The sequence below is a fragment of the Streptomyces sp. GB4-14 genome, from assembly GCF_022696125.1.
Classification (GTDB): domain Bacteria; phylum Actinomycetota; class Actinomycetes; order Streptomycetales; family Streptomycetaceae; genus Streptomyces; species Streptomyces werraensis.
In genome coordinates this window covers 1,038,112-1,064,137 of the sequence record NZ_RZHO01000002.1, presented here as the reverse complement: position 1 = coordinate 1,064,137, position 26,026 = coordinate 1,038,112, and the positions used below count along the sequence as shown (strand labels likewise).

General features: G+C 73.5%; 27 protein-coding genes. 6 read left to right on the top strand and 21 right to left on the bottom strand.

Annotated elements, in window-relative coordinates; genetic code table 11:
* Positions 1-6 precede the first annotated feature (6 nt).
* The 14 genes from ELQ39_RS06120 to ELQ39_RS06060 form a co-directional block, all read right to left on the bottom strand.
* A complete protein-coding gene (locus ELQ39_RS06120) occupies positions 7-897 on the bottom strand; it encodes an ABC transporter permease (RefSeq protein WP_242591279.1) in 891 nt (296 codons plus the stop codon).
* On the bottom strand, positions 884-1,672 hold the full coding sequence (locus tag ELQ39_RS06115) for an ABC transporter ATP-binding protein (protein ID WP_225625148.1): 789 nt from the start codon (positions 1,670-1,672) through the stop codon (positions 884-886). The genes ELQ39_RS06120 and ELQ39_RS06115 overlap by 14 nt, the downstream gene beginning before the upstream one ends.
* A 35-nt stretch (positions 1,673-1,707) precedes the next feature.
* Positions 1,708-2,808, bottom strand: coding sequence for an ABC transporter substrate-binding protein (locus ELQ39_RS06110; RefSeq protein WP_242591278.1), 1,101 nt, complete (start codon positions 2,806-2,808; stop codon positions 1,708-1,710).
* Between the two features lie 106 nt (positions 2,809-2,914).
* Positions 2,915-4,249 carry a sulfate adenylyltransferase subunit 1 gene (locus ELQ39_RS06105; RefSeq protein WP_190001306.1) on the bottom strand — a complete coding sequence of 445 codons (1,335 nt, stop codon included), beginning with the start codon at positions 4,247-4,249 and terminating at the stop codon, positions 2,915-2,917.
* Between the two features lie 2 nt (positions 4,250-4,251).
* Positions 4,252-5,190 carry a sulfate adenylyltransferase subunit CysD gene (cysD, locus tag ELQ39_RS06100; protein WP_225625150.1) on the bottom strand — a complete coding sequence of 313 codons (939 nt, stop codon included), beginning with the start codon at positions 5,188-5,190 and terminating at the stop codon, positions 4,252-4,254.
* A complete protein-coding gene (gene cysC / locus ELQ39_RS06095) occupies positions 5,187-5,756 on the bottom strand; it encodes an adenylyl-sulfate kinase (RefSeq protein WP_190001308.1) in 570 nt (189 codons plus the stop codon). The genes cysD and cysC overlap by 4 nt, the downstream gene beginning before the upstream one ends.
* Positions 5,757-5,761: 5 nt before the next feature.
* Entirely contained in the window at positions 5,762-6,472 is a 711-nt protein-coding gene (locus ELQ39_RS06090; RefSeq protein ID WP_225625151.1) for a phosphoadenylyl-sulfate reductase, read from the bottom strand.
* Positions 6,469-6,648: a hypothetical protein gene (locus tag ELQ39_RS06085; protein ID WP_190001310.1), complete on the bottom strand. Its 180-nt coding sequence runs from the start codon at positions 6,646-6,648 to the stop codon at positions 6,469-6,471. Before ELQ39_RS06085 ends, ELQ39_RS06090 begins: the two co-directional genes overlap by 4 nt.
* Positions 6,645-8,360: a nitrite/sulfite reductase gene (locus ELQ39_RS06080; protein WP_242591276.1), complete on the bottom strand. Its 1,716-nt coding sequence runs from the start codon at positions 8,358-8,360 to the stop codon at positions 6,645-6,647. The genes ELQ39_RS06085 and ELQ39_RS06080 overlap by 4 nt, the downstream gene beginning before the upstream one ends.
* A 161-nt stretch (positions 8,361-8,521) precedes the next feature.
* Positions 8,522-8,605, bottom strand: coding sequence for a putative leader peptide (locus ELQ39_RS32505; protein ID WP_310887545.1), 84 nt, complete (start codon positions 8,603-8,605; stop codon positions 8,522-8,524).
* Positions 8,606-8,732: 127 nt separating this feature from the next.
* The gene (locus ELQ39_RS06075; protein ID WP_225640235.1) at positions 8,733-9,305 is read right to left on the bottom strand and encodes a GNAT family N-acetyltransferase; all 573 of its coding nucleotides are present in this window, start codon (positions 9,303-9,305) and stop codon (positions 8,733-8,735) included.
* 71 nt (positions 9,306-9,376) lie between these two features.
* On the bottom strand, positions 9,377-10,651 hold the full coding sequence (locus ELQ39_RS06070; protein ID WP_242591275.1) for a hypothetical protein: 1,275 nt from the start codon (positions 10,649-10,651) through the stop codon (positions 9,377-9,379).
* Between the two features lie 199 nt (positions 10,652-10,850).
* Positions 10,851-12,128, bottom strand: a complete 1,278-nt coding sequence (locus tag ELQ39_RS06065) for a GAF domain-containing protein (RefSeq protein WP_400763842.1) — start codon at positions 12,126-12,128, stop codon at positions 10,851-10,853.
* A 358-nt stretch (positions 12,129-12,486) separates the two neighbouring features.
* The gene (locus ELQ39_RS06060; RefSeq protein ID WP_242591274.1) at positions 12,487-14,121 is read right to left on the bottom strand and encodes an acyl-CoA dehydrogenase family protein; all 1,635 of its coding nucleotides are present in this window, start codon (positions 14,119-14,121) and stop codon (positions 12,487-12,489) included.
* A 90-nt stretch (positions 14,122-14,211) separates the two neighbouring features.
* On the opposite strand from ELQ39_RS06060, the gene ELQ39_RS06055 reads away from it, so the two are divergent.
* The gene (locus ELQ39_RS06055; RefSeq protein ID WP_190001315.1) at positions 14,212-15,366 is read left to right on the top strand and encodes a YhjD/YihY/BrkB family envelope integrity protein; all 1,155 of its coding nucleotides are present in this window, start codon (positions 14,212-14,214) and stop codon (positions 15,364-15,366) included.
* A 45-nt stretch (positions 15,367-15,411) separates the two neighbouring features.
* Here ELQ39_RS06055 and ELQ39_RS06050 read toward each other — a convergent pair whose 3' ends face one another.
* Positions 15,412-16,251, bottom strand: coding sequence for an NmrA family NAD(P)-binding protein (locus tag ELQ39_RS06050; RefSeq protein ID WP_242591273.1), 840 nt, complete (start codon positions 16,249-16,251; stop codon positions 15,412-15,414).
* A gap of 82 nt (positions 16,252-16,333) precedes the next feature.
* Here ELQ39_RS06050 and ELQ39_RS06045 point away from each other — a divergent pair, with 82 nt between their 5' ends.
* Together ELQ39_RS06045 and ELQ39_RS06040 are read left to right on the top strand one after the other, a co-directional pair.
* A complete protein-coding gene (locus ELQ39_RS06045; protein WP_242591272.1) occupies positions 16,334-17,272 on the top strand; it encodes an AraC family transcriptional regulator in 939 nt (312 codons plus the stop codon).
* A gap of 9 nt (positions 17,273-17,281) precedes the next feature.
* The gene (locus tag ELQ39_RS06040; protein WP_242591271.1) at positions 17,282-17,980 is read left to right on the top strand and encodes a helix-turn-helix domain-containing protein; all 699 of its coding nucleotides are present in this window, start codon (positions 17,282-17,284) and stop codon (positions 17,978-17,980) included.
* 3 nt (positions 17,981-17,983) lie between these two features.
* On the opposite strand, the gene ELQ39_RS06035 is transcribed toward ELQ39_RS06040, so the two are convergent.
* Entirely contained in the window at positions 17,984-18,226 is a 243-nt protein-coding gene (locus ELQ39_RS06035) for a hypothetical protein (RefSeq protein WP_242591270.1), read from the bottom strand.
* 96 nt (positions 18,227-18,322) lie between these two features.
* Entirely contained in the window at positions 18,323-18,724 is a 402-nt protein-coding gene (locus ELQ39_RS06030; RefSeq protein WP_190001319.1) for a VOC family protein, read from the bottom strand.
* A gap of 206 nt (positions 18,725-18,930) precedes the next feature.
* Here ELQ39_RS06030 and ELQ39_RS06025 point away from each other — a divergent pair, with 206 nt between their 5' ends.
* Positions 18,931-19,704, top strand: a complete 774-nt coding sequence (locus ELQ39_RS06025; RefSeq protein WP_242591269.1) for an SDR family oxidoreductase — start codon at positions 18,931-18,933, stop codon at positions 19,702-19,704.
* Between the two features lie 28 nt (positions 19,705-19,732).
* Here ELQ39_RS06025 and ELQ39_RS06020 read toward each other — a convergent pair whose 3' ends face one another.
* Positions 19,733-20,641, bottom strand: coding sequence for a LysR family transcriptional regulator (locus ELQ39_RS06020; RefSeq protein WP_242591268.1), 909 nt, complete (start codon positions 20,639-20,641; stop codon positions 19,733-19,735).
* Between the two features lie 99 nt (positions 20,642-20,740).
* Between ELQ39_RS06020 and ELQ39_RS06015 the strand changes: the two genes are divergently transcribed.
* Together ELQ39_RS06015 and ELQ39_RS06010 are read left to right on the top strand one after the other, a co-directional pair.
* Entirely contained in the window at positions 20,741-21,388 is a 648-nt protein-coding gene (locus ELQ39_RS06015) for a ThuA domain-containing protein (RefSeq protein WP_242591267.1), read from the top strand.
* A 309-nt stretch (positions 21,389-21,697) separates the two neighbouring features.
* On the top strand, positions 21,698-23,254 hold the full coding sequence (locus ELQ39_RS06010) for a carboxylesterase/lipase family protein (protein ID WP_242591266.1): 1,557 nt from the start codon (positions 21,698-21,700) through the stop codon (positions 23,252-23,254).
* Here ELQ39_RS06010 and ELQ39_RS06005 read toward each other — a convergent pair.
* From ELQ39_RS06005 to ELQ39_RS05995, 3 genes are all read right to left on the bottom strand, one after another.
* Complete coding sequence (locus ELQ39_RS06005) at positions 23,211-24,677, bottom strand: PP2C family protein-serine/threonine phosphatase (RefSeq protein WP_443334331.1); 1,467 nt, start codon at positions 24,675-24,677, stop codon at positions 23,211-23,213. The two genes, ELQ39_RS06010 and ELQ39_RS06005, sit on opposite strands and share 44 nt — an antisense overlap.
* Positions 24,678-24,880: 203 nt before the next feature.
* Positions 24,881-25,450, bottom strand: coding sequence for a DinB family protein (locus ELQ39_RS06000; protein WP_242591265.1), 570 nt, complete (start codon positions 25,448-25,450; stop codon positions 24,881-24,883).
* 54 nt (positions 25,451-25,504) lie between these two features.
* The gene (locus tag ELQ39_RS05995) at positions 25,505-26,002 is read right to left on the bottom strand and encodes a hypothetical protein (RefSeq protein WP_242591264.1); all 498 of its coding nucleotides are present in this window, start codon (positions 26,000-26,002) and stop codon (positions 25,505-25,507) included.
* Between the last annotated feature and the right edge of the window lie 24 nt (positions 26,003-26,026).

Below are 26,026 nucleotides of genomic sequence, written 5' to 3'. Positions count from 1 at the left end.
GGCACCTCAGCTCTTCACCAGGAGTCCGCGGGTGCGCAGGACCCGGCGTTCGAGAGGGCTGAAGATCAGCAGGTCGATGGCGATGCCGACGGTGAGGATGAGCAGGATCGCCTCGAAGACCATGGCCATGTCGCTGGCGTTGCGGCCGTTCTCCAGGAGCTGTCCGAGGCCGACGCCGAGGTCGGGGAAGGAGGCGATGATCTCGGCGGCCATGAGGGAGCGCCAGGAGAAGGCCCAGCCCTGCTTGAGTCCGGCGACGTAGCCGGGGAGGGCGGCGGGCAGGGTGATGTGCCAGGTGCCCTTCAGTCCGGTGGCGCCGAGGGTGCGTCCGGCGCGCTGGAACAGCGGCGGAACCTGGTCGACGCCGGAGAGGAGGCCGTTGGCGATGGAGGGCACGGCGCCGAGGAGGATGACGGCGTACATCATCTGGTTGTTCAGGCCGAGCCAGATGACGGCGGGCGGGACCCAGGCGACCGAGGGCAGGGACTGCAGGCCGGACAGGATGGGGCCGATCGCGGCGCGGACGAGTTTGATGCGGGCGAGGAGGAGGCCCAGGGGGGTGGCGATGAGCAGGGCGAGGCAGAAGCCGAGCAGGCCGCGGGAGACGGAGGTCCAGATGTAGCCGAGGAGTTCGCCCTGGAGCCAGGCCTTCTCCAGGACGTGCCAGACGTCGGCGGGAGCGGGCAGCTTGGTGGGGTCGTCGACGACCTTGAAGGTGATCAGCGACTGCCACACGGCCAGCACGAGCGCGACGGCGACGACCGGCGGGAGGACCTTCTGGGTGAGGGTCTGCCTCAGCGGCTTGCGCGTGGTCTGGACGGTCTCGAGCGCGTCCAGGCCCGCTTCCAGTCCGGCCAGGTCCCCGGCGTCCCTGGGGGTGGTGTCAGTGCTGGCCATGTCGGCGGATCTCCCCACGGAGTTGCTCGGTGATCTCGACGGACAGCTCGGCCACGGCCGTGTCCTCGATGCGGCGCGGGTGCGGGATGTCCACGGTCCACTGCCGCGCGATGCGGCCGGGGCGGGAGGACAGCAGGACGACGCGCTGGGCGAGACGGACGGCCTCGCGGACGTTGTGGGTGACGAAGAGGACGGACAGGCCGGTCTCGCGCCAGATGCGGGTGAGTTCGTCGTGGAGGACGTCGCGGGTGATGGCGTCGAGCGCGGCGAACGGCTCGTCCATCAGCAGCAGGCGGCTCTCCTGGGCGAGGGCGCGGGCGAGGGCGACGCGCTGGCGCATGCCGCCGGACAGCTCGTGGACGCGCTTGCCGTGGGCGCCGCCCAGGCGGACCAGCTCCAGCAGCTGTTCGGCGCGCTCACGCCGTTCGTTCTTGGGGACGCCGCGCAGTTTCAGGGCGAGTTCGATGTTCTTGCCGGCGGTGAGCCAGGGGAACAGGGCGTGTTCCTGGAACATGAGGGCGGGACGGCCGTCGGTGGTGATGGCGCCGGCGGAGGGCCGGTCGAGGCCGGCGACGAGGTTGAGCAGGGTGGACTTGCCGCAGCCGGAGGCGCCGAGGAGGGTGACGAACTCGCCGGGGGCGACGTCGAGGCTGATGTCGTCCAGCACGAGCTGCTGTCCGGCGGGGCCTGCGAAGGACTTCGAGACGTGCTCGATACGGGCCGCGTGCGTGGCCGACTGCGTGCCGTCGGCGGCCTTGGCGAGGGTCGTGGCCATGGTCGTCACCTCCTGGGAAGCGTGCGTGATCCGGTTCAGGCGACGCCGAGTCCGGCGTCGTCGACGGCGGGGCGGCCGGCCGCCTTCAGGACCTTGCGGAGCAGGGACAGCTCGTAGATCCCCTTCAGGTCCGGCTGCTCCAGCAGGCCCGCCTCGACGGCGTGGCCCGCCTGGGTCCTGAGGGTGGCGGCCAGCGGGTCGTCCAGGAACGTGATGGACCTCCAGGCCGGGTCGAGCACGTCGGCGGGCAGCGGCTTGCCGGTGTCGGCCGCGAGCCGCGCGTTGGCGGCCTCCTTGGCCTCCTCGGGGTGGGCGTTGATCCACCGGTTGGACTCGACGGACGCCCGCAGCACGGCCTCGACGGCCTTGGGGTGCTTGTCGAGGAACTCCTGGCGGACGACGATGTTCGTGATCACGAACCTGCCGCCCGGCCACAGCGACGACTCGTCCAGCAGCACCTTGCCGCCCTGCGCGACCAGCCGCGACGCGGTCGGCTCGGGCACCCAGGCTCCGTCCACGGAACCGGACCTGAAGGCGTCGGGAGTGACCTTGTTGTCGCTGCGCACCACGGTGACGTCGCCCTTGCCGCTCTGCGGGTCGACCTTCCAGCCCTGCTCGGCGGCCCAGTTGAGGAACGCCACGTCCTGTGTGTTGCCGAGCTGAGGGGTCGCGATCCGCTTGCCCTCGACATCCTCGACGGACTTCACCTTGTCGGGGTTCACGACCAGCTTCACGCCCCCGGACGCCGAACCGCCCACGATGCGCAGGTTCTCGCCCTCCGCCTTGGTCCAGCCGTTCACCGCGGGGGAGGGACCGATGAACGCGACGTCCAGGGAATCGGAGTTGAGCGCCTCGATCGCCGACGGGCCCGCGTTGAACACCGCGTACTTCGCCTCGGTGCCCTTGAGTTCCTTCTGGAAGAACCCCTTCTGGGCGCCGACCAGGGCGGTGCCGTGGGTGAGGTTGCCGAAGTAGCCGATCCGGACGGCGTCCAGACCGTCGGTCCTCGGACCCGAGGCGACCTGCGCGGTGTCGGTGTCCTTGGCCTGGGACCCGTAACCGCAGGCGGCCAGGGCCGGCAACGGCAGCACGGCCGTCACCGCGAGGGCGCGGCGCAGGGCGGTCGTGGCAGGCAAGGGGGACGTTCCTCTCGGTGGCGGCCCGGCGGTCGCGCGGCGGTCGCGCGGCCGGGCCGTCGGCGGGCTCAGGGCAGTACGGGGGCGGCGGGAGGCCGGCGGGTGGTCAGAAGTCCCACCCGTCGTCGTCCGCCCCGTCGTCCACCGGGTCGGGTGAGGCGAAGGACTCGCCGACCATGCCCGCGGTGAGCGTGGTCCCGTCGTTGGGGTCGATCAGGATGAACGACCCGGTGCGGCGGGAGTCGGCGTAGGTGTCGGCGGGCAGCGGTTCGGCGGTGCGGATGGTGACGCGGCCGATGTCGTTGGCGGTGAGCCGGCCCGGGTGCGGGTGCAGGGACAGGTCGTCCAGGGTGAGCCGGGACGGGATGTCCTTGACGATCGCCTTGACCGTGCGGGTGCCGTGCTTGATCAGCACCCGGTGACCGACCGTCAGGGGTTCGTCGGCGACGTGGCAGACGGTCGCCTCCAGGTCCTGCGTGGTGGCCGGGGCGTCCTTGGCGGGGACGATCAGGTCGCCGCGGGAGATGTCGATGTCGTCGGCGAGCAGCAGCGTCACCGACTGCGGCGTCCACGCCACGTCGACGGGTTCGCCGAGCAGGTCGATGCCGGTGATCGTGGTCGAGCGGCCCGAGGGCAGCACGGTGATCTCGTCGCCGACGCGGAAGGTGCCGGCGGCGATCTGCCCGGCGTAGCCGCGGTAGTCGGGGTGCTCGGCGCTCTGCGGCCGGATCACGTACTGCACGGGCAGCCGGGCGTGGCAGCGGGTCAGGTCGTGGCTGACCGGCACGGTCTCCAGGTGCTCCAGCACGGTCGGGCCGCCGTACCAGTCCATGGTGGCGGACGGGTCCACCACGTTGTCCCCGACGAGCGCCGAGATCGGGATCGCGGTCACCTCGGGGACGCCCAGCTCGGTGGCGTAGGCGGTGAACTCCTCGGCGATCCTCGCGAACACCGGCTCCCGGTAGCCGACGAGGTCCATCTTGTTCACGGCGAGCACCACGTGCGGCACCCGCAGCAGGGCGGCGATCGCCGCGTGCCGGCGGGTCTGCTCGACCACGCCGTTGCGGGCGTCGACCAGGATCACCGTCAGCTCGGCCGTCGAGGCGCCGGTGACCATGTTCCGCGTGTACTGCACATGGCCCGGGGTGTCGGCGAGGATGAACCGCCGCCGGGGCGTGGCGAAGTAACGGTACGCCACGTCGATCGTGATGCCCTGCTCCCGCTCGGCGCGCAGGCCGTCGGTGAGCAGCGCGAGGTCGGGGGCGTCCTGGCCGCGGCTGGCGGAGGCGCGCTCCACCGCCTCCAGCTGGTCGGCGAGCACCGACTTGGAGTCGTGCAGCAGCCGGCCCACCAGGGTGGACTTGCCGTCGTCGACGGAGCCGGCGGTGGCGAACCGCAGCAGGGTGGTGGCCGAGAGCTCCTCGGTCGTGATCGTGCTCATGCTTAGAAGTACCCCTCGCGCTTGCGGTCTTCCATCGCGGCCTCGGACAGCTTGTCGTCGGCGCGGGTGGCGCCGCGCTCGGTGAGCCGGGAGGCGGCGATCTCCGTGATCACCTTCTCGATGGTGTCGGCGTCGGAGTCGACGGCACCGGTGCAGGACATGTCGCCGACGGTGCGGTAGCGCACCAGGCGCTTCTCGACCGTCTCGCCGTCCTTCGGGCCGCCCCACTCGCCCGCGGTCAGCCACATCCCGCCGCGCTTGAAGACCTCGCGCTCGTGCGCGTAGTAGATCTCGGGCAGTTCGATGTTCTCGCGGGCGATGTACTGCCACACGTCCAGCTCGGTCCAGTTGGACAGCGGGAACACGCGCACGTGCTCGCCGGGGGCGTGCCGGCCGTTGTAGAGGTTCCACAGCTCGGGGCGCTGGCGGCGCGGGTCCCACTGGGAGAACTCGTCGCGCAGCGAGAACACCCGCTCCTTGGCGCGGGCCTTCTCCTCGTCACGGCGGCCGCCGCCGAAGACGGCGTCGAAGCCCTCGTCGCGGATCTTCTCCGTGAGCGGCACCGTCTGCAGCGGGTTGCGGGTGCCGTCCGGGCGCTCCTTGAGCACACCCCGGTCGATGTAGTCCTGCACGGAGGCCACATGCAGGCGCAGGCCGTGCTCGGCGACCGTGCGGTCGCGGTAGTCCAGGACCTCCGGGAAGTTGTGCCCCGTGTCCACGTGCAGCAGCGCGAACGGCACCGGCGCGGGCGCGAACGCCTTCAGCGCCAGGTGCAGCATGACGATGGAGTCCTTGCCGCCGGAGAACAGGATCACCGGCTTCTCGAACTCACCTGCCACCTCACGGAAGATGTGCACGGCCTCCGACTCGAGGGCGTCCAGGTGGGAGAGGGCGTACGGGCTGTCCGTACCCTCCTCGACAGTGGTGGCGGCGGTCGTCATGCCAGTCCCCTTTCGCTGAGCACGGCGTGAACGGCCGCCGCGGACTCCTGCACGGTCTGGTGCTGCGACTCGATGCGCAGATCGGGCTTCTCGGGCTCCTCGTACGGGTCGTCGACCCCGGTGAGGCCGGACAGCTCACCCGCCGCCTGCTTGGCGTACAGGCCCTTCACGTCACGGACGGAGCACACCTCCACCGGCGTCGCCACGTGCACCTCGACGTACGGCGTGCCGTTCGCCTCGTGGCGGGCCCGGACGGCCTCGCGGCTGTCGGCGTAGGGGGCGATCACCGGGACGAGCGCCAGCACGCCGTTGCGGGCGAGCAGTTCGGCGACGAAGCCGATGCGCTGCACGTTGGTGTGCCGGTCCTCGCGGCTGAAGCCGAGGCCCGCCGAGAGGAACTCGCGGATCTCGTCCCCGTCGAGCACCTCGGTCGGCCGGCCAAGCTCGCGCAGCCGGGCGGCGAGTTCGTGCGCGATGGTGGTCTTGCCCGCACTCGGCAGACCCGTGAGCCAGACGGTGGCTCCGGTCGTCACGTGGTTCTCCTGGTTCGTCGAAGGCGCGGTCATGGCGGTCAGCCGTGCAGTCCGCACTCGGTCTTGGCGCGGCCCGCCCAGCGGCCGGCGCGGGCGTCCTCGCCCTCCAGCACGCGGCGGGTGCAGGGGGCGCACCCCACGGAGGCGTAACCGTCCTGCAGCAGCGGGTTGGTGAGGACTCCGTGCTCGGCGACGTAGGCGTCCACGTCGTCCTGGGTCCACCTGGCGATGGGGGAGATCTTCACCTTCCGCCGCTTCTCGTCCCAGCCGACGACCGGGGTGTTCGCCCGGGTCGGGGACTCGTCGCGGCGCAGGCCGGTCGCCCAGGCCAGGTAGTCCCTCAGGCCCTCCTCCAGCGGCTGCACCTTGCGCAGCTTGCAGCACAGGTCGGGGTCGCGGTCGTGGAGCTTCGGGCCGTACTCGGCGTCCTGCTCGGCGACCGTCCGCCGGGGGGTGAGCGTGATGACGTTCACGTCCATCACGGCCTCCACGGCGTCCCGAGTGCCGATGGTCTCGGGGAAGTGGTAGCCGGTGTCGAGGAACACCACGTCCACCCCGGGCAGCGCCCGGGAGGCGAGGTGGGCGACGACCGCGTCCTCCATGGAGGAGGTCACGCAGAAGCGCCTGCCGAACGTGTCGGCCGCCCACCGGAGAATCTCCGGCGCGGAGGCGTCCTCCAGGTCCCGGCCCGCCTGCTCGGCCAGTTCCCGCAACTCCACGGTGCCGCGCTCGTCCGATACGGCCGTCATGCCGGGTCCCCTCCCGTGTCGGATCGGTCCAGACCCCGGGCCAGCAGCCCGAGGAACTTCAGCCGGAAGGCGCGGTTGCACCCCGCGCACTCCCAGGCGCCGTGCCCTTCCTCGCTGGGGCGCAGGTCCTCGTCGCCGCAGTACGGGCAGTAGAACGGCGCCGCTCGCTCGCTCACTGCAGGGCCTCCTCGGAGGCGCGGGTGACCCAGGACGCGAACCGCTCGCCGTCCTCGCGCTCCGCCTCGAAACGCTTCAGCACCCGCTCCACGTAGTCGGGGAGCTCGTCCGCGGTGACCTTCAGGCCGCGCACCTTGCGGCCGAAGCCGGCCTCCAGGCCGAGCGCGCCGCCGAGGTGCACCTGATAGCCCTCGACCTGCTCGCCCTCGTCGTTCAGCACCAGCTGGCCCTTGAGACCGATGTCCGCCACCTGGATACGGGCGCAGGCGTTCGGGCAGCCGTTGAGGTTGATGGTGATGGGCTCGTCGAACTCCGGCATGCGCCGCTCGAGTTCGTCGATCAGCGAGGCGCCGCGCGCCTTGGTCTCGACGATGGCGAGCTTGCAGAACTCGATGCCGGTGCAGGCCATGGTGCCGCGCCGGAACGGGGAGGGGCGGGCGCTGAGGTCCAGCGCCTCCAGGGATTCCACCAGGGACTCGACCTGGGACTCCTCGACGTCAAGGACGATCATCTTCTGTTCGACGGTGGTGCGCACCCGGCCCGAGCCGTGCGCCTCGGCGACGTCCGCGATCTTGGTGAGGGTGGTGCCGTCGACCCGGCCGACGCGCGGCGCGAAGCCGACGTAGAAGCGGCCGTCCTTCTGGCGGTGCACCCCGATGTGGTCGCGCCAGCGGGACACCGGCTCGGCGGGCGCCGGACCGTCCGTCAGCCTGCGCTTCAAGTACTCGTCCTCCAGCACCTGACGGAACTTCTCCGCGCCCCAGTCGGCGACCAGGAACTTCAGCCGCGCCCGGTTGCGCAGTCGGCGGTAGCCGTAGTCGCGGAAGATGGACAGGACGCCCTCGTACACGTCGGGCACGTCCGCGAGCGGCACCCAGGCGCCGAGCCGCACGCCCAGCTTGGGGTTGGTGGACAGGCCGCCGCCGACCCACAGGTCGAAGCCGGGTCCGTGCTCGGGGTGGCGGACGCCGACGAACGCCACGTCGTTGATCTCGTGCACCACGTCGAGCACCGGCGAGCCGGAGATGGCCGTCTTGAACTTGCGGGGCAGGTTCGAGTACGCCTTGTTGCCCAGGACGCGGCGCTTCATCTCCTCCAGCGCCGGCGTGCCGTCGATGATCTCGTCCTCGGCGATGCCCGCCACGGGGGAGCCGATCATCACACGGGGCGTGTCGCCGCAGGCGGTGACCGTGGACAGGCCGACGGCCTCCAGGCGGTTCCAGATCTCGGGCACGTCCTCGATGCGGATCCAGTGGTACTGGACGTTCTGCCGGTCCGTGATGTCCGCGGTGCCGCGCGCGAACTCCTGTGAGATCTCGCCGACCACCCGCAGCTGCTGCGTCGTCAGCGCGCCGCCGTCGATGCGCACCCGCAACATGAAGTACTCGTCGTCCAGCTCCTCCGGCTCCAGGACCGCGGTCTTGCCGCCGTCGATGCCGGGCTTGCGCTGGGTGTAAAGGCCCCACCACCGCATACGGCCGCGCAGGTCGTTGGGGTCGATCGAGTCGAAGCCCCGCTTGGAGTAGATCGTCTCAATGCGTGTCCGCACATTGAGACCGTCGTCGTCCTTCTTGAACTGCTCGTTGCCGTTGAGCGGGGTGAAGTGCCCCGCCGCCCACTGTCCCTCTCCGCGGTGACGGCTCGCCTTGCGGCGGGGGGTCGCGGTGGCAGGCTTCTGCGCGGCGGCAGGCTTCTGCGGGGTGGCGGCCATGGTTGATACGTCCTTCGGGACAGCGGTGGATGGTCTCTCGGCGCGGGGCGCCATGCCGGGGTGGGCGGCTCTGACCTGCGCCTACGCGCACGCGGGCAGAGTCGTGCGCGTCCTTGCGCAGCAAAGGAGGGGAGAGGGGTGTCGGGCGCTGCTGGGTGCTCTCAGCGCGCCGGACAGATGGCGCTGGACATGCGGCCGAGGTCGACGTGCCGCCGACTCACCAAGGCGATTCCAGTTCCAGGCATGACGGAAGCCTGGCACGGCGAAATGGAGGCAGTCCACCGTTATCCGAAATGTGGACACCCTTGTCCCACTCTTCGAGACAAGGGTGTCCTTGGTCACACACGGCGCGAGCGGTCTTGCCGGAACCGTTCAGGCGGAGTAGGCCCCGGGCCACGGGCCCGGCGTGGCCACGTCCGGCTCGTCCTCCACCTTGGTGTCGAACAGCCGGAAACCCCGCCGCAGATAGTTGTCCAGGGCGTGCTCGCCGTCCTTGCTGCAGGTGTGCAGCCACACCCGCGTGGTCGGCTTCACCCCGGGCCGGCGGTCCGCCAGGTCCCAGGCGCGCGCCACCCCGTACGACAGCAGATGGCCGCCGATGCGCCGGCCCCGGAAGGCGGGCAGCAGCCCGAAGTAGAGGATCTCCACGACCCCCTCGTCCTGGGCCTCCAGCTCCACGTACCCGGCCGGGGTGCCCCGGTCGTAGGCGACCCACGTCTCCACGCCGGGCCGCTCCAGATGCTCCTGCCAGCGGGCGTACGACCAGCTCAGCCGGTCGGTCCAGCGGATGTCGCCACCCACCGACGCGTACAGGAACCGGCTGAACTCGGGAGAGGGCACCTCGGAGCGGACCACCCGCACGTCCCCCTCCGGCACGGCGGCCGGGCGGAGATCGGTGGGCGCGGTCTGCTCCAGGGACCAGGTGGTCACGGAGAGGGTCGTCATGTCCGAAAGACAACCATCCGCCGCACACCCGTGTCGAACGCCTGCCCACAGGCCGGACGCCGGTGGGCAGGCTACCGCTCCAGAGCTTCGTCGACCGACGCCAGCGGCAGCGCGAACAGCATCCGCCCCGACTGCGACCACACGTCCCCGGTCGCCTGCCAGTACGACAGGGACGTCGCGGGCCCGCTCCAGCAGCGGTAGGTCTCGTCCGCCCCGCAGCGCACCGGGCTCGCGCCCTTCGTGTCCTGCCGCCACAGCGTGCCGCGCTCCTCGGACGCGCCCGTGGCACGGCTCACGTACCAGTCCGACCGGTGCGCCAGCACCCCGCGCACATGCGTCAGCTCCGTCTCGTACACCGCGACCGGTTCCGTCCGCAGCAGCGGGCCGTGCTCCGGGCGGGAGCCGAACGCGTACCGCCACAGCCGGGTCGGGCCCTCCTCGTCCGGGGCCGTCGCCTCGTGCACCACCAGGCTGTCGGGCACGGTGCTGCGGTCCAGGGCGATCCCGCCGGGCCGTGGCGCGCCCGCGTCCGCCGTCCCGTAGGAGGCGACCGCCGGGAGCACGTACCGGGCGCCCGCCGCCGACCAGCCGCCGGGCACCCGCCCCACGGCCCGGGCGTCCACGGTGGCCCGCTGCACCCGGTCCAGGTCGTACACGTACAGCGTGCCGCTCTCGCCCCGGCCCGCCGTGACGAGCAGCTTGTCCCGGTACCAGACCATGCCGGACACGTCGGAGCCCAGACCGCGGAAGTCCCGCCCGCCGTCCACCGGCACCGCGAGTAGCGCCCAGGTGTAGCGCGGCGCCCGGCCGTCGTCGGCCGCCACGAAGGCGATCCGCGCCAGCCCCTGCTCGGCGGGCGTGCCGGAGCTGCGGGTCCAGCCGGAAAGGATCACCCGATGCGCACCCCAGTGGCCGTCCTCGTCGGCGTCCCCGGACGTGGAGACCGCGCCGGCCCGCCAGCCGTCGGTGTCCCGTTCGGGCCAGCAGTACGCCGTCGTCACGGCCGGCTCGACGGGCAGGGCCCGCCGGTCGTCGTCCGTGCAGTCGTCGGCGTCCTTCAGGGCCCCGTCCGGGTCGGCGAGCACGGCGCCCACGCCCACGGAGGGGCCCATCGACGCGGTGAGACGGTTCAGTTCGGCGCCCGGCACGGCGTGTTCGGCCAGCCGCAGCGGCGCGGTGTCGGCGGCCGCGGTGAGCGGCTTCAGCGCGCCGGGGTCGTCGGCGTCGGTGGCCTGCGAGGTGCTGATCATGGTGGCCGCCGCGGTGAGCGCCAGAGCCGTACCGGCCAGCGTGGCGCGCAGCGCCCTGCCTCTGCGGCGCCGGCGATGTCTGCCGCGATGCTTCATGACGTCCTCCCGAGCGAGCCAACTGCGTCCGGTGATCCGCGGGTTGACCGTGGAGCAGATGGGACGGCCCGTCCCCGGATGCTACGGCAGCCGGACGCCGGACGGGACGAGGACCCTGCAATTTCACGCGCGGGCCGCCCGAGGGCACGTGCCCACGTACAGATGTACCCCGTCGGCGCGGCGGTTTCCGGCCAGATCCTCAGTGCGAGCCGCGCACCAGCCCGGGGGAGGTCGCCGTGCGCGGGAACAGGCCCCCGGGACTGTCCGGCAGCACCACCTCCACCTCGGCGGACTCCGTGAAGCGGTACGGCCGGTGCTCCAGCAGCGCCCCCAGATAGCGCCGTACGCGGGACATCTCCGCGCGGACCGTCACCGTGCGGGCCGGGTCGCCGAACACGTCACGGGCCAGGTCGGCGGCGCTGCGGCCCGCCCGGTGCACGGCCAGCAGATACAGCAACTCGGCATGCCGCGGGCTCAGTTCACGGGTCCACGAGCCGGCCCCGTCGGACACCCGCACCGACCGGCGGCGCGGCCCGCCGAGGTCCAGCACGATCCGCGCGGCGGGACGCGGCGACGGCTCGTCCGCCGCCCGCACCAGCCAGCCCCCGGCGAGCGGCTCCAGCGAGCACCGGCCCAGCGCCGGCAGCCACCGCTGGCCCGCGGACACCGACTTGGGCAGCGCCAGCCGCTCCGTGTACGGCATCCCGGTCACCGCCGCCGTCCACCCGTGCCGGTCCACCACCAGTGCCCGCCCGTCGATCCGGGACAGCACCGGCGCCGCCACCGCGCGCAGCCGCTCCAGCGACCGCAGGTGCATCTCCCGCAGCCGCGCCTCGGCCAGCTTCGCCACCGAGTCCACCCACGCAAGCGTCGCCGGGTGCATGCTGTCCAGCGGGCCGCTCACGTCGACCACGCCGATCAGCCGCCCGTCCCGCGGGTCGGTGATGGGCGCGCCCGCGCAGGTCCACGTGGCGTGCGACCGGACGAAGTGCTCGGAGGCGAAGACCTGCACGGGACGCCCGGTCACCGCGGGCGTGCCCACCCCGTTGGTGCCGACGACGTCCTCACGCCAGTCCGCGCCGACCTCGAAGCCCAGCCCGTCCGCCTTGCGCAGCACCGGCGCGCTGCCCTCCCGCCACAGCACCCGGCCCTCGTCGTCGGCCACCACCATGATGTGGCGGGCGACGTCCGCGACCGACAGCAGCCCCTCGCGCAGCACCGGCACCACGTGCCGCAGCGGCGAGGTCTCCCGGCGCCGCCGCACCTCGTCCATCGACAGCAGCCCGCTGCGCCGGCCGTGGTCCGGGTCCACCCCGCTGCGCAGCACCCGCTCCCAGGACTGCCCGATCACCGGACGGGGAGGGACGGGCGCGGGCCGCCCCGACAGCGCGGCGGAACGGACCTCGTCGAGTACACGCGCCGCGCGCACGGTGTCGACGGCGGCCAGATGCGACACGTCCATCGGCGAGAGCGCCACCGGACCCCTCCCGGAAGAAAACCTGTCGGACCCCAATACTGCCGTCTGCCCGCGCTGAGGACGCTCAGTACCCACACGGAAACAGCAAGTTGCAACCCCCTGCAACTCTGGTGACACGAACGCTCACTGATTGAAACTTGAGCGACGCCGTCCCGAGCGGCGTGCACGGCTCTTCGGGAGTCCGTGGCGGCGGGGGTGGTGCCGTGTCGGCGCAGCACCACCCCCGCGGCATGCCTGCCGACGGCTTGGCGGTGTGCGCTGACGCGGGGTGCCTCTTGGTGCGCGTCGGCGGGTGCGGGTGCGTGGGGGTCGGTCGCGCAGTTCCCCGCGCCCCCGGGGCGTTTCCCCGAGCCGGGTATCAGAGGTGCGGGCGGGCCCGGTCCACCACCGATGCCAGATCCAGGGAGTGCGGCAGCGTCCCGAACGCGGCGCCCGCGTCGCCGCCCAGCCGCCCCGCGCAGAACGCGTCCGCCACCTCCGGCGGCGCGTACCGCACCAGCAGCGACCCCTGCAGCACCAGCGCCAGCCGCTCCGTCAGCCGCCGCGCCCGCCCCTCGGCGCCCTCCAGGTCCGCCAGATCCGTCAGCAGGCCCTTGATCGCCGCGTCCAGCCGGTGGTCCGCCCCGCGCGCCCGCCCGACCTCCCGCAGATACGCGTCCAGCGTCCCCGGGTCACGGCCCAGTGCCCGCAGCACGTCGAGCGCCTGCACGTTGCCCGCGCCCTCCCAGATCGAGTTCAGCGGCGACTCCCGCACCAGCCGGGGCATCCCCGACTCCTCCACGTAGCCGTTGCCGCCGAGGCACTCCGACGCCTCCACCGCGACCGGCGCGCACCGCTTCGTCACCCAGTACTTCGCCGCCGGCACCGCGATCCGCAGCAGCGCCCGCTCCTGCTCGCCGCCGTCGTCGTACGCCGCCGCCAGCCGCAGCGCCAGCGTCGTCGCCGCCTCCGACTCCAGCGCCAGGTCGGCCAGCACGTTCCGCATCAGCGGCTTGTCGACCAGCTTCCCGCCGAACGCCTCCCGGTACGCGCAGTGGTGCACCGCCTGCGCCACGGCCTGCCGCATCAGCCCCGCCGAGCCCAGCACGCAGTCCAGCCGCGTGGCCGCCACCATCCCGAGGATGGTGCGCACCCCGCGGCCCTCCTCGCCGACCCGGCGCGCCCACGTCCCGTCGAACTCGACCTCGGCGGAGGCGTTGGAGCGGTTGCCCAGCTTGTCCTTGAGCCGTTGCAGGGCGAAGACGTTGCGGGAGCCGTCCTCCAGCACCCTCGGCACCAGGAAGCACGTCAGCCCGCCGGGCGCCTGCGCCAGTACCAGGAAGGCGTCCGACATCGGCGCCGAGCAGAACCACTTGTGCCCGGTCAGCGCGTACGTCCCGTCCTCGGCCAGCGGCCGCGCGGCCGTCGTGTTCGCCCGGACGTCGCTGCCGCCCTGCTTCTCGGTCATCCCCATACCGAACAGCGCGCCGGGCTTCTGCCCGGCGGGCCGCAGGGCGCGGTCGTAGACCACCGACGTCAGCCGGGGCTCCCACTCCGCGGCCAGCTCCGGGTCGGTGCGCAGCGCGGGCACCGCCGCGTGCGTCATCGACAGCGGACAGCAGTTGCCCGCCTCCACCTGCGTCCACATCAGGAAGGCCGCCGCCCGCCGCACATGTCCGCCGGACCGTCCCCAGGCCGCCGTCAGCCCCGCCGAGACGCCCTTGCCGAGCAGCCGGTGCCAGGCCGGATGGAACTCGACCTCGTCGATCCGCCGGCCGTACCGGTCATGGGTGCGCAGCCGCGGCGGGTTCTCGTTCGCCTGCGCCCCCCACTCCTGCACCTGGGCGGATCCGCACGTGTGCCCCAGCGCCGACAGCTCCGCGAGCCCGTCCTCCCGGGCCTCGGGCGTCAGGTGCCGCTCGACCGCCTCCACCAGGGCCGGGTCCGAGCCGAACACGTCGTACTGGACGAGCGGCGGAACCTGGTTGGTCACGGTGTGCGTGATGCCTGCCATGGGGCGAACCTACCCCGCCCCCCGGCCCGCCTCACGTGAGGACCCGGCCTGTGGGTGAGTGGCGCCGGGCGTGGCGGATACCTTTGGTTCGTGCAGCCAGCAAGTGAATCCCCAGACGCGCCCTCCGGTCGCCTCCACCGGGCACGCGCCCTGTACCGGAACGTCTCCAAACGCAGGACGGCCTGGCTGCTGCTCAAGGACACCGTCAACTCGTGCATGGAGTACCGCATCCTGGGCCTGGCGGCCGAGGCGGCGTTCTTCACGCTGCTGTCGGTGCCCCCGCTGCTGCTCAGTCTGATCGGTCTGCTCGGCTACGTCGACGCGTGGACCGGCGCGGACACCATCCAGAGCGTGCAGCGCAACCTTCTGGACGCCTCCCGCACGGTGCTGTCCGACCGCGGCGTCACGGAGGTCGCGGAGCCGATCCTGAGAGACGTCACCAAGGGCGGCCGGCCCGACGTGATCTCCCTCGGCTTCCTGATCGCCGTGTGGTCGGGCTCCCGGGCGGTGAACGTCTTCATCGACACCATCACCGTCATGTACGGCCTCGACGGCGTCCGGGGCATCGTCAGGACCCGGCTGCTCGCCTTCCTGCTGTTCATCGTGGCCCTGCTGATCGGCTCGGTCGCGCTGCCGCTGATGGTCGCGGGACCGGACGCGGTGGTGGACGTCGTGCCCTGGTCGACGACGGTCGTGCAGATCCTCTACTGGCCCGTCGTCATCCTGCTCTCCGTGGCCTTCCTGACCACGCTCTACCACGTGTCCGTGCCCGTCCGCTCCCCGTGGATCGAGGACGTGCCGGGCGCGCTGGTCGCCCTCGCCATGTGGGTGCTGGGCAGCTTCCTGCTGCGCATCTACCTCACCAACACCGTCGAGGGCCCCACCATCTACGGCTCCCTCGCCGCCCCCGTGGCCGTACTGCTGTGGATCGGCGTGTCCGCGTTCGCCGTGCTCGTCGGGGCGGCCGTCAACGCGGCCATCGACCGGGTGTGGCCGGCCGCCGCCACCGCCGCGGCCCGCGAGGCCAACGAGCGGCAGCGGCAGGCGCAGGTCGCCGAGTACGTCGCCCGCACCACCGCGTCCGGGAACGCGGACCCCGACATGCCGTCCGAGTTCCCCGAACGCTGGTCGCGCTTCCTGCCCCCCGAGGACGTCACCTCCCGCCTCCGCACCCACTCCAAGTCCGCCCAGCCCCGCAACGGGTCCGGGGACGTCCCTGGGCACGACGACAAGCGCCGCGACTGACACGAGGGGTTCCGGCTGGGCCGACGCGAAGGGTTCCGGGGGGCCTCACCCCTTCCAGACCCCGTCCGCCGCCGCCTGCCGCACGACGTCGGAGAAGTCCCGCGGCTCCCGGCCCAGCACCCGGCGTACCCCGTCCTCCACGTGCGCGTTGCGTCCGTCGAGCAGGGTCGCGAACACCTCGACGAGGAACGCGGCCTCCTCGTCCGGCACCCCGAACCCGGTCAGCGTCCCCCGGTAGGCGTCCGCCGGCACCGCCCGGTACGTCAGCGGCCGTCCCGTCGCCTCCGCGATCTCCGCCACCGCCTCCGCCCAGGTGAGCAGCCGCGGCCCCGTCACGGTCAGTGTCCGCCCCGCGTACCGCTCCCCGCCGGCCAGCGCGGCCACCACCACCTCCGCGACGTCCCGTACGTCGACGAACGGCTCCGCCACCTCGCCCGCCGGGAACACCAGCTCCCCGCTCCGCAGCTCCTCCGCCAGCGGCCCCTCGCCGAAGTTCTGCGCGAACCACGCCGACCGCACCACCGTCCAGTCCGCGCCGGACGCCCGCAGCGCCTCCTCCGCGGGCAGCGCCTGGTCCTCGCCCCGCGCCGACAGCAGCACCAGCCGCCGCACCCCCACGCCCAGGGCGGTCTCCGCCAGCGCGCCGACCGCCTCGGCCGTCCCCGGTGCGCCCACGTCGGCCGGGTGCACCAGATAGGCCGCGTCGGCCCCGCGCAGCGCGCCCGCCCACGTCGTCCGGTCCGCCCAGTCGAAGCCGGTCGCCCGCGACGCCGGGCGCACCGTCATCCCGGCCGCCTCCGCGGCCCGCGCCACCCGGCTCCCGGTCCGTCCCGAGGCCCCGGTGACCACCAGTGTCATGTCCTTCGTACGCGTCGTCCCGTCCATGCCTCCGAGTCAACCGCCGTCGGCCGGGGGGAACCATCGCCGAGCGGCGCGCCCGCATACGCACGCGTCTACGCTGACCCTCATGGACGCACTCACCGGTCTGCTGGAGGGCCCCCGCGCCCGCGGCGCGTTCATGATCCGGGCGTGCTTCGACCCGCCGTGGGCGGTGCGGGTGGAGGACCGCGCCCCGCTGACGGTGATGCTCCTCGTACGCGGCGACGCCTGGCTGCTGCCCGACCGGGGCGAGAGGATCCGGCTGCGCGCCGGCGACCTCGCCGTCGCCCGCGGCCCCGACCCGTACACCTGCGCCGACGCCCCCGGCACCGCGCCGCAGGCGCTGATCCTGCCCGGCGGCCGGTGCCACTACCCGGACGGACGGCCCCTCAACGGCTCGATGGACCTCGGCGTCCGCACCTGGGGAGACCGCCCCGACAGCGGGACCGTGCTGCTCATCGGCACCTACCAGATGCGCGGCGAGATCGGCGGCCGGCTGCTGGACGCGCTGCCGCCGCTGCTCTCCCTGGGCGCCGACGTGTGGGAGTGCCCGCTCACCCCGCTGCTGATGCAGGAGGTCGGGCGGGACGCCCCCGGCCAGGAGGTCGTTCTGGACCGGCTGCTCGACCTCCTCGTCATCGCCGCCCTGCGCGCCTGGTTCGCCCGCCCCGAGGCGAAGCCGCCCGCCTGGTACGAGGCGCTGTCCGACCCGGTCGTCGGCCCGGTGCTGCGGCTCCTCCAGGACGACCCGGCCCGCCCCTGGACCGTTGCCGGGCTCGCCGGGAAGGCCGGCGTCTCGCGGGCCGCGCTCGCCCGACGCTTCACCCGGCTCGTCGGCGAACCTCCGATGTCGTACCTCACCGGCTGGCGCCTCGCCCTCGCCGCCGACCGGCTGCGCGAGACCGACGACACCCTCGCCGCCATCGCCCGCCAGGTCGGCTACAGCAGCGCCTTCGCCCTCTCCACCGCCTTCAAACGGGCCTACGACGTCAGTCCGCAGGAGTGGCGGAACCGGGCCGCCGCGTAACCTGGACCCGTGTACAGGGAGCGCGCGTCACGGCTGCCGGGCGCGGTCGTGTGGACCAGCGTGCCCGCCGGTGAGGACGGGACGGGCCGGGTGCTGCCGGACGGCTGCATGGACCTGCTGTGGCACGACGGCCGCCTGCTGGTCGCGGGCCCCGACACCCACGCGCACGTCGACGGAGGAGCGGCAGGACCCTGGTCCGGGATCCGCTTCCACCCCGGCACCGCGCCCTCGCTGCTGGGCGTGCCCGCGCACGAACTGCGCGACCTCCGCGTGGAGTTGGCCGATCTGTGGCCGGCGGCTGAGGTGCGGCGCGTGACCGCCCGCGTGCGCGCGGCGCACCACCCGGCGCGCGGCCTCGAGGAGGTCGCCCTGCGCCTGGCCGCGTCGGCCGGCCCGCCCGACCCGCTACTGAGCCGCCTCGTCGCGGCCCTCGACGCAGGCCGCCCGGTCGCCGGGACGGCCGACGAACTGGGCCTCGGCCCACGCCAGTTGCACCGCCGCTCGCTCACCGCCTTCGGCTACGGCCCGAAGACCCTGGCCCGCATCCTCCGCATGCGCCGTGCCCTGGCGCTGGCCCGCTCGGGCGTCCCCCTCGCGGAGACCGCGATCCGCGCCGGCTACGCGGACCAGCCCCATCTGTCGCGTGAGGTACGGAGCTTGACGGGGGTGGCGCTGCGGGAGCTGGTGCCGCCCGGGCCGGCCGCATGACGCCTAAGGAGTCCAGGGGCCGATGACGCCGTCGCGCCACGCCGCCTGACGGACCTCTTCGGCGACCGGATCGCCACCACGAACGGCATGCTCGACAGCCTGCTCGCGCTGACCGGCGCGGGCGGGACCGCCTGTGCGCGGACCCGGACCGAGCTGCTGACCGCCGTCACCGCCCTCCTGGACGCGGGCCGTGCGGCGGGCGGCCTCCTCCGGCGTCACCGCGGAGGACGTGGCCGCCGCGCTCATCGGCGTGTTCACCGTGGCCCCCCGGTCCGGGAGCGAGGCCCGGGCCGCCCGTCTGCCGGACCTGCCGAGGGACGCCCGCGGCCCACGCGCCGAGCGTCAGTCCCGGGAGGGGAGCGGGGCGAAGAGGTCCACCCCGTTGCCGTCCGGGTCGAGCACGACGGCGTACCGCTGCCCCCACACCGCGTCCCACGGCTTCAGCTCGGCACGGGCCCCGGCCTCCACCAGCTCCGCGTACAGCGCGTCGACCTCCGCGGGGCTGTCGCAGCGCACGGCCAGGGAGGTGCGGCCCCCGCCCGACGGAGGCCGCCATCCCGGGTGGAACGACCGGACCGTCTCCTCGGTGTCCAGCAACAACCGCATCCCGCCCGGCAGTTCCGCCTCGACGTGTCCCTCCGTCTCGGCCCCTTGAGGGAACGCAGGCCCGAGCCGCCGGTAGAAGGCGACGGAGGCGGCCATGTCCGAGACGACCAGTCCGATGGCATCGAATCGTGTGCTCATGCGGCCGACGGTAGGGCGGGGACGGGGCGGGCGTCTTGAACGAATCGGACACGGGTCCTGGAGGAGGCCATAGGCGATGCCTATACCCTCGCCTCACTTTTCGTCTTTGATTTCCGTTTCCGGGCGCACGTACGGTCTTCTCGTTCCCCGAATTCCTCAGTTCCGTGGAATTCCCTCCCGATGGCCCGTCGACGAAAGGACGGATCATGTCCACCGCACTGCAGAACGAAAAGTCCGCCGGAACGCGCGAACTCACGGGAAAGCGCGCCCTCGTCACGGGCGGCACCCGGGGCATCGGGGCGGCCGTCGTGCGCCGGCTCCTCGACGCGGGCGCCGACGTGCTGACCACCGCCCGCTCGGCCTCCGGCACCGTGCCGGAGGGGGCCCGCTTCACGGCGGCCGACGTGCGGACCCGCGAGGGCGCGGAAGCGCTCGCGGAAGCCGTGCGGGAGGGGCTCGGAGGCGTGGACATCGTCGTCCACAATGCGGGCGGCGCGACCCCGTACCCCGGCGCCCTGGTCATCCCGGACGCGGAGTGGCAGGGCGCGCTGGACCTCAACTACCTGTCGGCGGTACGGCTGGACGCGCTGCTGGCGCCGGGGATGCGGGAGCGGCGCGCGGGGGCGATCGTGCACGTGTCGTCGGCCGTGGTGCCCGTTCCGGGCCCTCTGTTCCTGCACTACACGGCGGCCAAGGCGGCTTTGGAGAACTACAGCCGCGGACTGGCCGCTGAGCTGGCGCCCGACGGAGTCCGGGTCAACACGGTGACCCCCGGCCGCACGGCCACCCCCGGCGGTGAGGAGACGCGCAGGCAGTGGGCCGCCCTGAGCGACACCACCGGCGCCACGTCGACCCCGCCCCTCGGCCGTGAGGGCCTGCCGGACGACATCGCCCACGCGGTGCTGTACCTCGTCTCCGACCGGGCGAGCTGGGTCACCGGCACCAACCTCGTGGTGGACGGCGGGGAATTCCCGCGGTGAATTCACGGTCGGTCCGCGGCCGGCCGCGTCAGGAATTCCGGGAAAGCGACACGGCTTCCGGCGCGGCCCCCGACCACTTCTCCTTCCGCAGGAGCTCGAGCAGCGTCCTCTCCGCCGGGCCCGCGTCCTGCCGGAGCACGGCGATGACCGGGCGGGAGAGGGCCGGGGCCACCGGGCGGACGACGTGCTCGTGACCGGGCGGCACCGCCGACGCGGGCAGCAGCGTCACGCCCAGCCCTTCGGCGGCCCAGCGCACGGCCGTCGCCGCCTGGGACACCCGGGCGGCGGTCACCGGCGTCAGCCCGTGATCCTGGACCACCTCCACCAGGACGGCGTCGAGGGCGCTGTCCCGGTCGAACCGCACCCACGGCTCATCCTTCAGCTCGCTCAACTCCACCCGCTCCGAGTCCAGTCGCGGGTGGCCCTCGCCCAGCACCACGACCAGCTCCTCGTGGCCCAGGCGGTGGGCGTCGGAGGGGGTGCGGTCGCAGGCCGCCATCAGCGCGAAGTCCAGCGCGCCCCGGCGGCACAGCCGGTCCAGCTCGGCCGCGCTGGGCTCCTCGAAGACGGTGGTCTCCAACCGGGGGTACCGGCGGCGCAGTTCGCCCAGGGCGCGGGGCAACTGGCGTGTGCCGAAGCCCATCTGCACGGCGACCACCAGCTCGCCCACCAGGTCCTCGGCACCGGCCCGTGCGGTCGCACGCGCCCGCCGGGACGCGGTCACGGCGACCTGCGCCTCCCGCAGGAACGCCCAGCCCACCGTGGTGGGCACCAGCCCCGTCGGAGTGCGGGCGAACAGCTTCACCCCGAGCTCCCGCTCCAGCCCGCGGATCTGCTGGGACACCGAGGGCTGTGCCACGTGCAGCCGTTCGGCGGCCGCGGTCACCGAGCCCTCCTCGGCGACGGCGAGGGCGTACTCGTACTGGCGCAGGCTCATCGGCTCCGGTGTCCCCTTCCCGTGGTGCGGCGCGCTGAGCCCATCGTAGGCGCGGGCCCCGCGGCCGGGGCTCGCGCACGCGCGCGTAGGCTCCGGCGCATGGCTGACCCCGCGCTCCTCGTCTACACCCGCACCACCGACTACCGGCACGACTCCATCCCGGCCGGCATCGCCGCGCTGCGTTCCCTCGGCGGCTTCGAGGTCCACGCCCACGAGGACCCCGCGGCGCTGGAGGAGCCGCTCGACCGGTACGCGGCGGTCGTGTTCCTCTCCACCAGCGGCGACGTGCTCACCCCGGCCGGGCGCGAGCGGCTCGCCGCGTACGTCGAGGGCGGCGGCGGCTTCGTCGGCGTGCACGCGGCGGCCTGCACGGAGTACGGCTGGCCCTACTACGGCGACCTCCTCGGCGCACGTTTCGCCGGCCACCCCCCGGTCCAGCCCGGCCGTGCCCTCGTCGAGGACCACGACCACCCGGCGACCCGGCACCTGCCTCCCGTCTGGGAGGTGACCGACGAGTGGTACGACTTCCAGGCCGGCCCGCGGCCCTCGGTGCGCGTCCTGCTCTCCGCCGACGAGACCTCGTACGCCGGGGGCACGATGGGGGACGACCACCCGCTGGCCTGGTGCCGCACGCAGGGCGCGGGCCGTGTCTTCTACACCGCCCTCGGCCACACCGTCGAGGCCTACGGCGACCCGCTCTTCCGCGCCCATCTGCGCGGCGGGATCACCTGGGCCGCGGCCCGCTGACAGCCCCGTTCGGCCCATCGGGTCCACCCGTCTCTCCCCACCGGACAGAAAGCGCTTCCTGGTGGAGACCGCGGCCACGGGGCGGGAAGAACCCCGTCACGCGGTCTCGGGCCGCGAACCGTTCGGGGAGGAATAGCGGGGGGAGGTGTGGTGCTCTTGTTGTTACCGGCGGGTTGGGCTCGCGCCCGGTGGGGGGCTCGGCGCCACGGCGCCCCGTGTGCCGGTGGTGACCGGACCGCGAGGCCCGGTCGAGTGCACGGAGCGCGTGCGGCGTGCCCGTACCGCGCGGGGTGAAAGGGCGGTGGGCGTATGACGACAGCGGCGCAGCGGGAGATGCCCGTGGTCACGACGGCGTACGGTGCCGTGCGGGGGCGGTGGGAGAAGGGGGTCGCCGTGTTCCGCGGCATCCCCTACGCCGCACCCCCGTTCGGGCCGCGGCGCTTCCGGCCGCCCGTGCCGCCCGAGCCGTGGGACGGCGTGCGGGACGCAGGCGCGTTCGGGCCCACCGCGCCCAAACCCCCGTACAGCCCCGCCTTCGCCGAGTACCTCTCCGACCCCGACATCGGGGGCGACGACTGTCTCAACCTGAACGTCTGGACCCCCGACCCGTCGCCGGGCGCCCGGCTGCCCGTCCTGGTGTGGCTGCACGGCGGCGCGCTGACCCGGGGCTCGTCCGCCGTCCCGGTGTACGACGGCCGCACCTTCGCCCGCGACGGCGTCGTCTTCGTCTCCCTCAATTACCGCCTCGGCGTCGAGGGGTACGGCCTCTTCCCGGACGCCCCCGCCAACCCCGGCCTGCGCGACCAGCTCGCCGCGCTCCGGTGGGTGCACGAGAACATAGCCGCGTTCGGCGGCGACCCCGGCCGGGTCACCCTCGCCGGCCAGTCCGCCGGAGCCATCAGCGCGGGCGCCCTGGTCGCCGCGCCGCAGTCCCAGGGGCTGATACGGCAGGCCGTCCTGCAGAGCGGACCGCCCGAGTCCATGGAGCGGGACAAGGTGCGGCGCATGGTCCGCCGCATGGCCGCCCGCCTCAAGGTGCCCGCCACCGCCGAGGCCTTCGCCGCCGTCGACCGGGAACAGCTGCTGCGCGCCCAGGCGGACGTCGGCCGGCTCGGCAGCCCGCTGCTCGGCGGGCCCGCCTTCGGCATCGTCGTCGACGGAGACCTCGTCCCGCGCGACCCCCTGGAGGCCCTCACCGACGGCGCGGCCCCCGGCATCACCCTGATGACCGGCTGGACCCGCGACGAGTACCGGCTCTGGCTGGTCCCCGGCGGCCTGACGGAACGCGTCGACCGTCTCGGCCCGGTCGCCCTGGCCGGCGCGATGGCGCGCTGCCGCTGCGGCAGCGAGGTCCCGCGCGGCTACCGCGCCCTGCACCCCGGCGCCGGCACCGCCGAGACCGTCGGCCAGATGGTCACCGACCGCCTCCTGCGCGACCCCCTGCACCGGCTGTCCGACGGCCGCGCGGAACCCTCGTACGTCTACGAGTTCGCCTGGCCCTCCAACCGTCCCGGCATGGGCGCCTGCCACGCCCTGGAGCTGGGGTTCGTCTTCGACAGCGGCGACAGCCCCGACGCCCGCAAGCTTGCGGGCGAGGGTGCCCCGCAGGAGCTGGCGGACGCCATGCACGGGGCGTGGGTGCGGTTCGTCACCGACGGCGCCCCCGGCTGGGAGCCGTGGGGCCCGCACCACCCGGTCCAGGTGTACGGCGACGGCGCACCGCACGTCGTGCACGGCCCCCGCGACCGCGAACTGGCCCTGTGGGCCGCCCCCGGCGCCGAGCGGGCCGCGCGCACACCGCAGTCGCCGGAACTCCGCCCGGTCATCCGGCGCCTCCGCCGCAACGGGGCGCTCCGCCGCACCTGAGGTCCCGGGGCGCTGCTCGGGCAGCCGGGTTCTCGGGTGGACCCGGCTCCGGGCAGCGCGTACTGGCCGGGATGCGCAGGGCGAGCAGCGCCATGTCGTCCTGGCCGTCGCTCGGGTGGTGGTCCGCCAGCGCCCGCACGAACTCCTTCAGCGGCCGTTCGGCGTGGGTGGCGGCGAGGTCGGCCAGGGCGGTCAGGCCCTCGTCGATGGAGTGCGCGTGGTGCTCGACCAGCCCGTCGGTGAAGAAGAGCAGGATCGAGCCGGCGGGCAGTTCGTGCGTGTGGTCGGGCCGCTCGAAGCCGGTGTTCACCGCGAGCGGCAGGCCCGGCTCGGCCTCCAGGTACTCCGTCTCCAGGTCCGGGGTGATCAGCAGCGGAGGGAAGTGACCCGCGGTGCTCCAGCGCAGCACCCAGCCGGTCTCGTGCGGCTCGATCCGGGCCAGGCAGACCGTGGTGACCGGGATGTCCGCGGTGGCCTGCAGCGTGCGGTCCAGCTGGACGAGCACCTCGCTGGGCGGGGTGCGGCGGTCGTAGAGCAGAGCGCGCAGCATGCTGTGGATACGGGCCATGGCGGCGGCCGCGTCCAGGTCGTGGCCGCCGACGTCCCCGATCGCCACGCCGACCGTGTCGTCGGGCAGCACCATCGCGTCGTACCAGTCGCCGCCGAGCCGGCGGGGCTGCGCGGCCGGCCGGTACACGGTCGCCGCCTCGAAGGGGCTCAGGTCGGGGAGGGCGGGCAGCAGCAGGCGCTGGAACCGCTCGGCGCTCTCCCGCACCTGCCCGAACAGGCGGGCGTTCTCGATGGCGATGCCGGCGGCGCCCGCCAGGGCGACGACGACGTCCTCGTCCTGCCGGTCGAACGGCCGGCCGTCGTACCGCTCGGAGAGGTACAGATCGCCGTAGATCTCGCCGCGGACGCTGACGGCCACGCCGAGGAGCGTCCGCATCGGGGGATGCCCGGGCGGAAACCCGGCGGAGGAGGGGTGCCCGGGGATGTTCCGGACGCGCAGCGGCTCCGGATTCCGGATCAGCAGTCCCAGCACTCCGCGGCCGTGCGGGAAGGGCACCCCGGACAGCGCGCCGCGCTCCTCCTCGCTCAGTCCCGCGGTGATGAACTCCTTCAGGTACTCGCCGGACTCGTGGAGCACGCCCAGGGCTCCGTAGCGGGCGCCGATCAGGTCCATCGCGGTGGTGACGATCCGCCGCAGCACGGCGGACAGGTCCAGCTCGCCGCTGATGGCGAGGACGGCGTCGAGCAGCCCCTGCAGCCGGTCCTTGGCGTCGGTCAGGGCACGCAACTGGGTGCCGATCCGTTCCAGCTCGCTGTCCAGGTGGAGCCGGAGGTCCGGGTCCTGGGGAGGCTCCGCGCCGGGACCGGGCCCCGCCCGCTCGCCCTGCTCGTCGTGCTCGCTCAACGCGTCCACCCCGGCCACGCGCCGGCGGCAGCCGCACGCCGGCCACGGCTGGTCCGCTCGTCCAGCCCTCCACGCGAGGGGTCCACCCGGCCTCCCGACACGCCCGTGATCGAACAAAACCACAGCATGACACGGGCATAGCGGGCATTTCCCCTATTGGTACACCATCGGCATGCCGCCGCACACGGGCGGACGCGGGGGCGACGCCCCGTTCACTGCCCCACGCGGCCGTCGACGCACTCGCGGAGCAGGTCGGCGTGGCCACAGTGCCGGGCGTACTCCTCGATCCGGTGCACGAGCAGCTCCCGTACGGCGATGTTCTCCCGCCCGATGTGTTCGCCGAGGTCCGGATGCGCGTCCAGCACGGCGTCGGTGGCCTCCTGCTCCCGCTTCAGGTCCGCGAACGCGGCGTCGACCAGGGCCTGCTCGCCGACGGCCTCGTCGAAGTCCGCGTCCCTCCGCCCGTACAGCTTCGGCAGGGGCTCCCCGTGGGTGATCCAGTTCCGCCAGTCCCGCTCGTCCTCGGCGATGTGCCGCACCAGCCCGAGCAGCGACATCGTCGACGGCGGCACCGACCGCCGCGCCAGTTGCTCCGGGGTGAGACCCTCGCACTTCATGAGCAGCGTCAGCCGGTAGTTCTGGAGGACGTCCTGAAGCGTCGGCAGCTCACCGTCGGGCCCGGGGCCCTCGTTGTTCCGGGGGTCGTCGTCCGGGTCGGTCCACATGTCGGGGTGGACGGTGGCCCGGGTCCATCGCGCGGGTGCGTCGGTCATACGGCTCATGCTCGGCCGTGGCGGCCGCGGTCCGCCAATGGTTTTCGCCGCCCCCGCCGCCGCTCAGGAGACGGGTGCGACACGGAGCACGGCGGTCTCGCCGCGGACCTCGACGACGGTGAGGCGCATGGCGTCGTTGAGGGTGGCGGCGGGTCCCACGCCGCACCGCAGCCGCACACCCCCGCCGCCCTGCGACGTGACGCTGCCGCCCCCGGAGCATCCGGCGATGCTGTACCCCGACCCGTGGATCGGCGCGACCATCTCGACGTCGTCCCCACCGACCGCGGTGACCTCGATCGGCCCGAGCCCGTACGACGCGGGAACCTCGACGACGTCCCCGACGCCGACGGTGACCTCACAGGAGCCGTCGGCGCAGGGGCCGGTGGGGGTGGGGGAGGGCGAGGGCGTAGGCGAACGGGACGCGGACGCGGAGGCGTCACCCCCGCCCGCCGCCCGGCCCTCACGACGGTCGTCACCGTCACCGGAGGAACAGGAAGCGAGGGAGAGAACGGCCGCGGCGACGGCGGTGAGGACACGTGAAGTTGTCGATGTGCGCACCATGCCTGCCATTGAAGGCGCGGACGG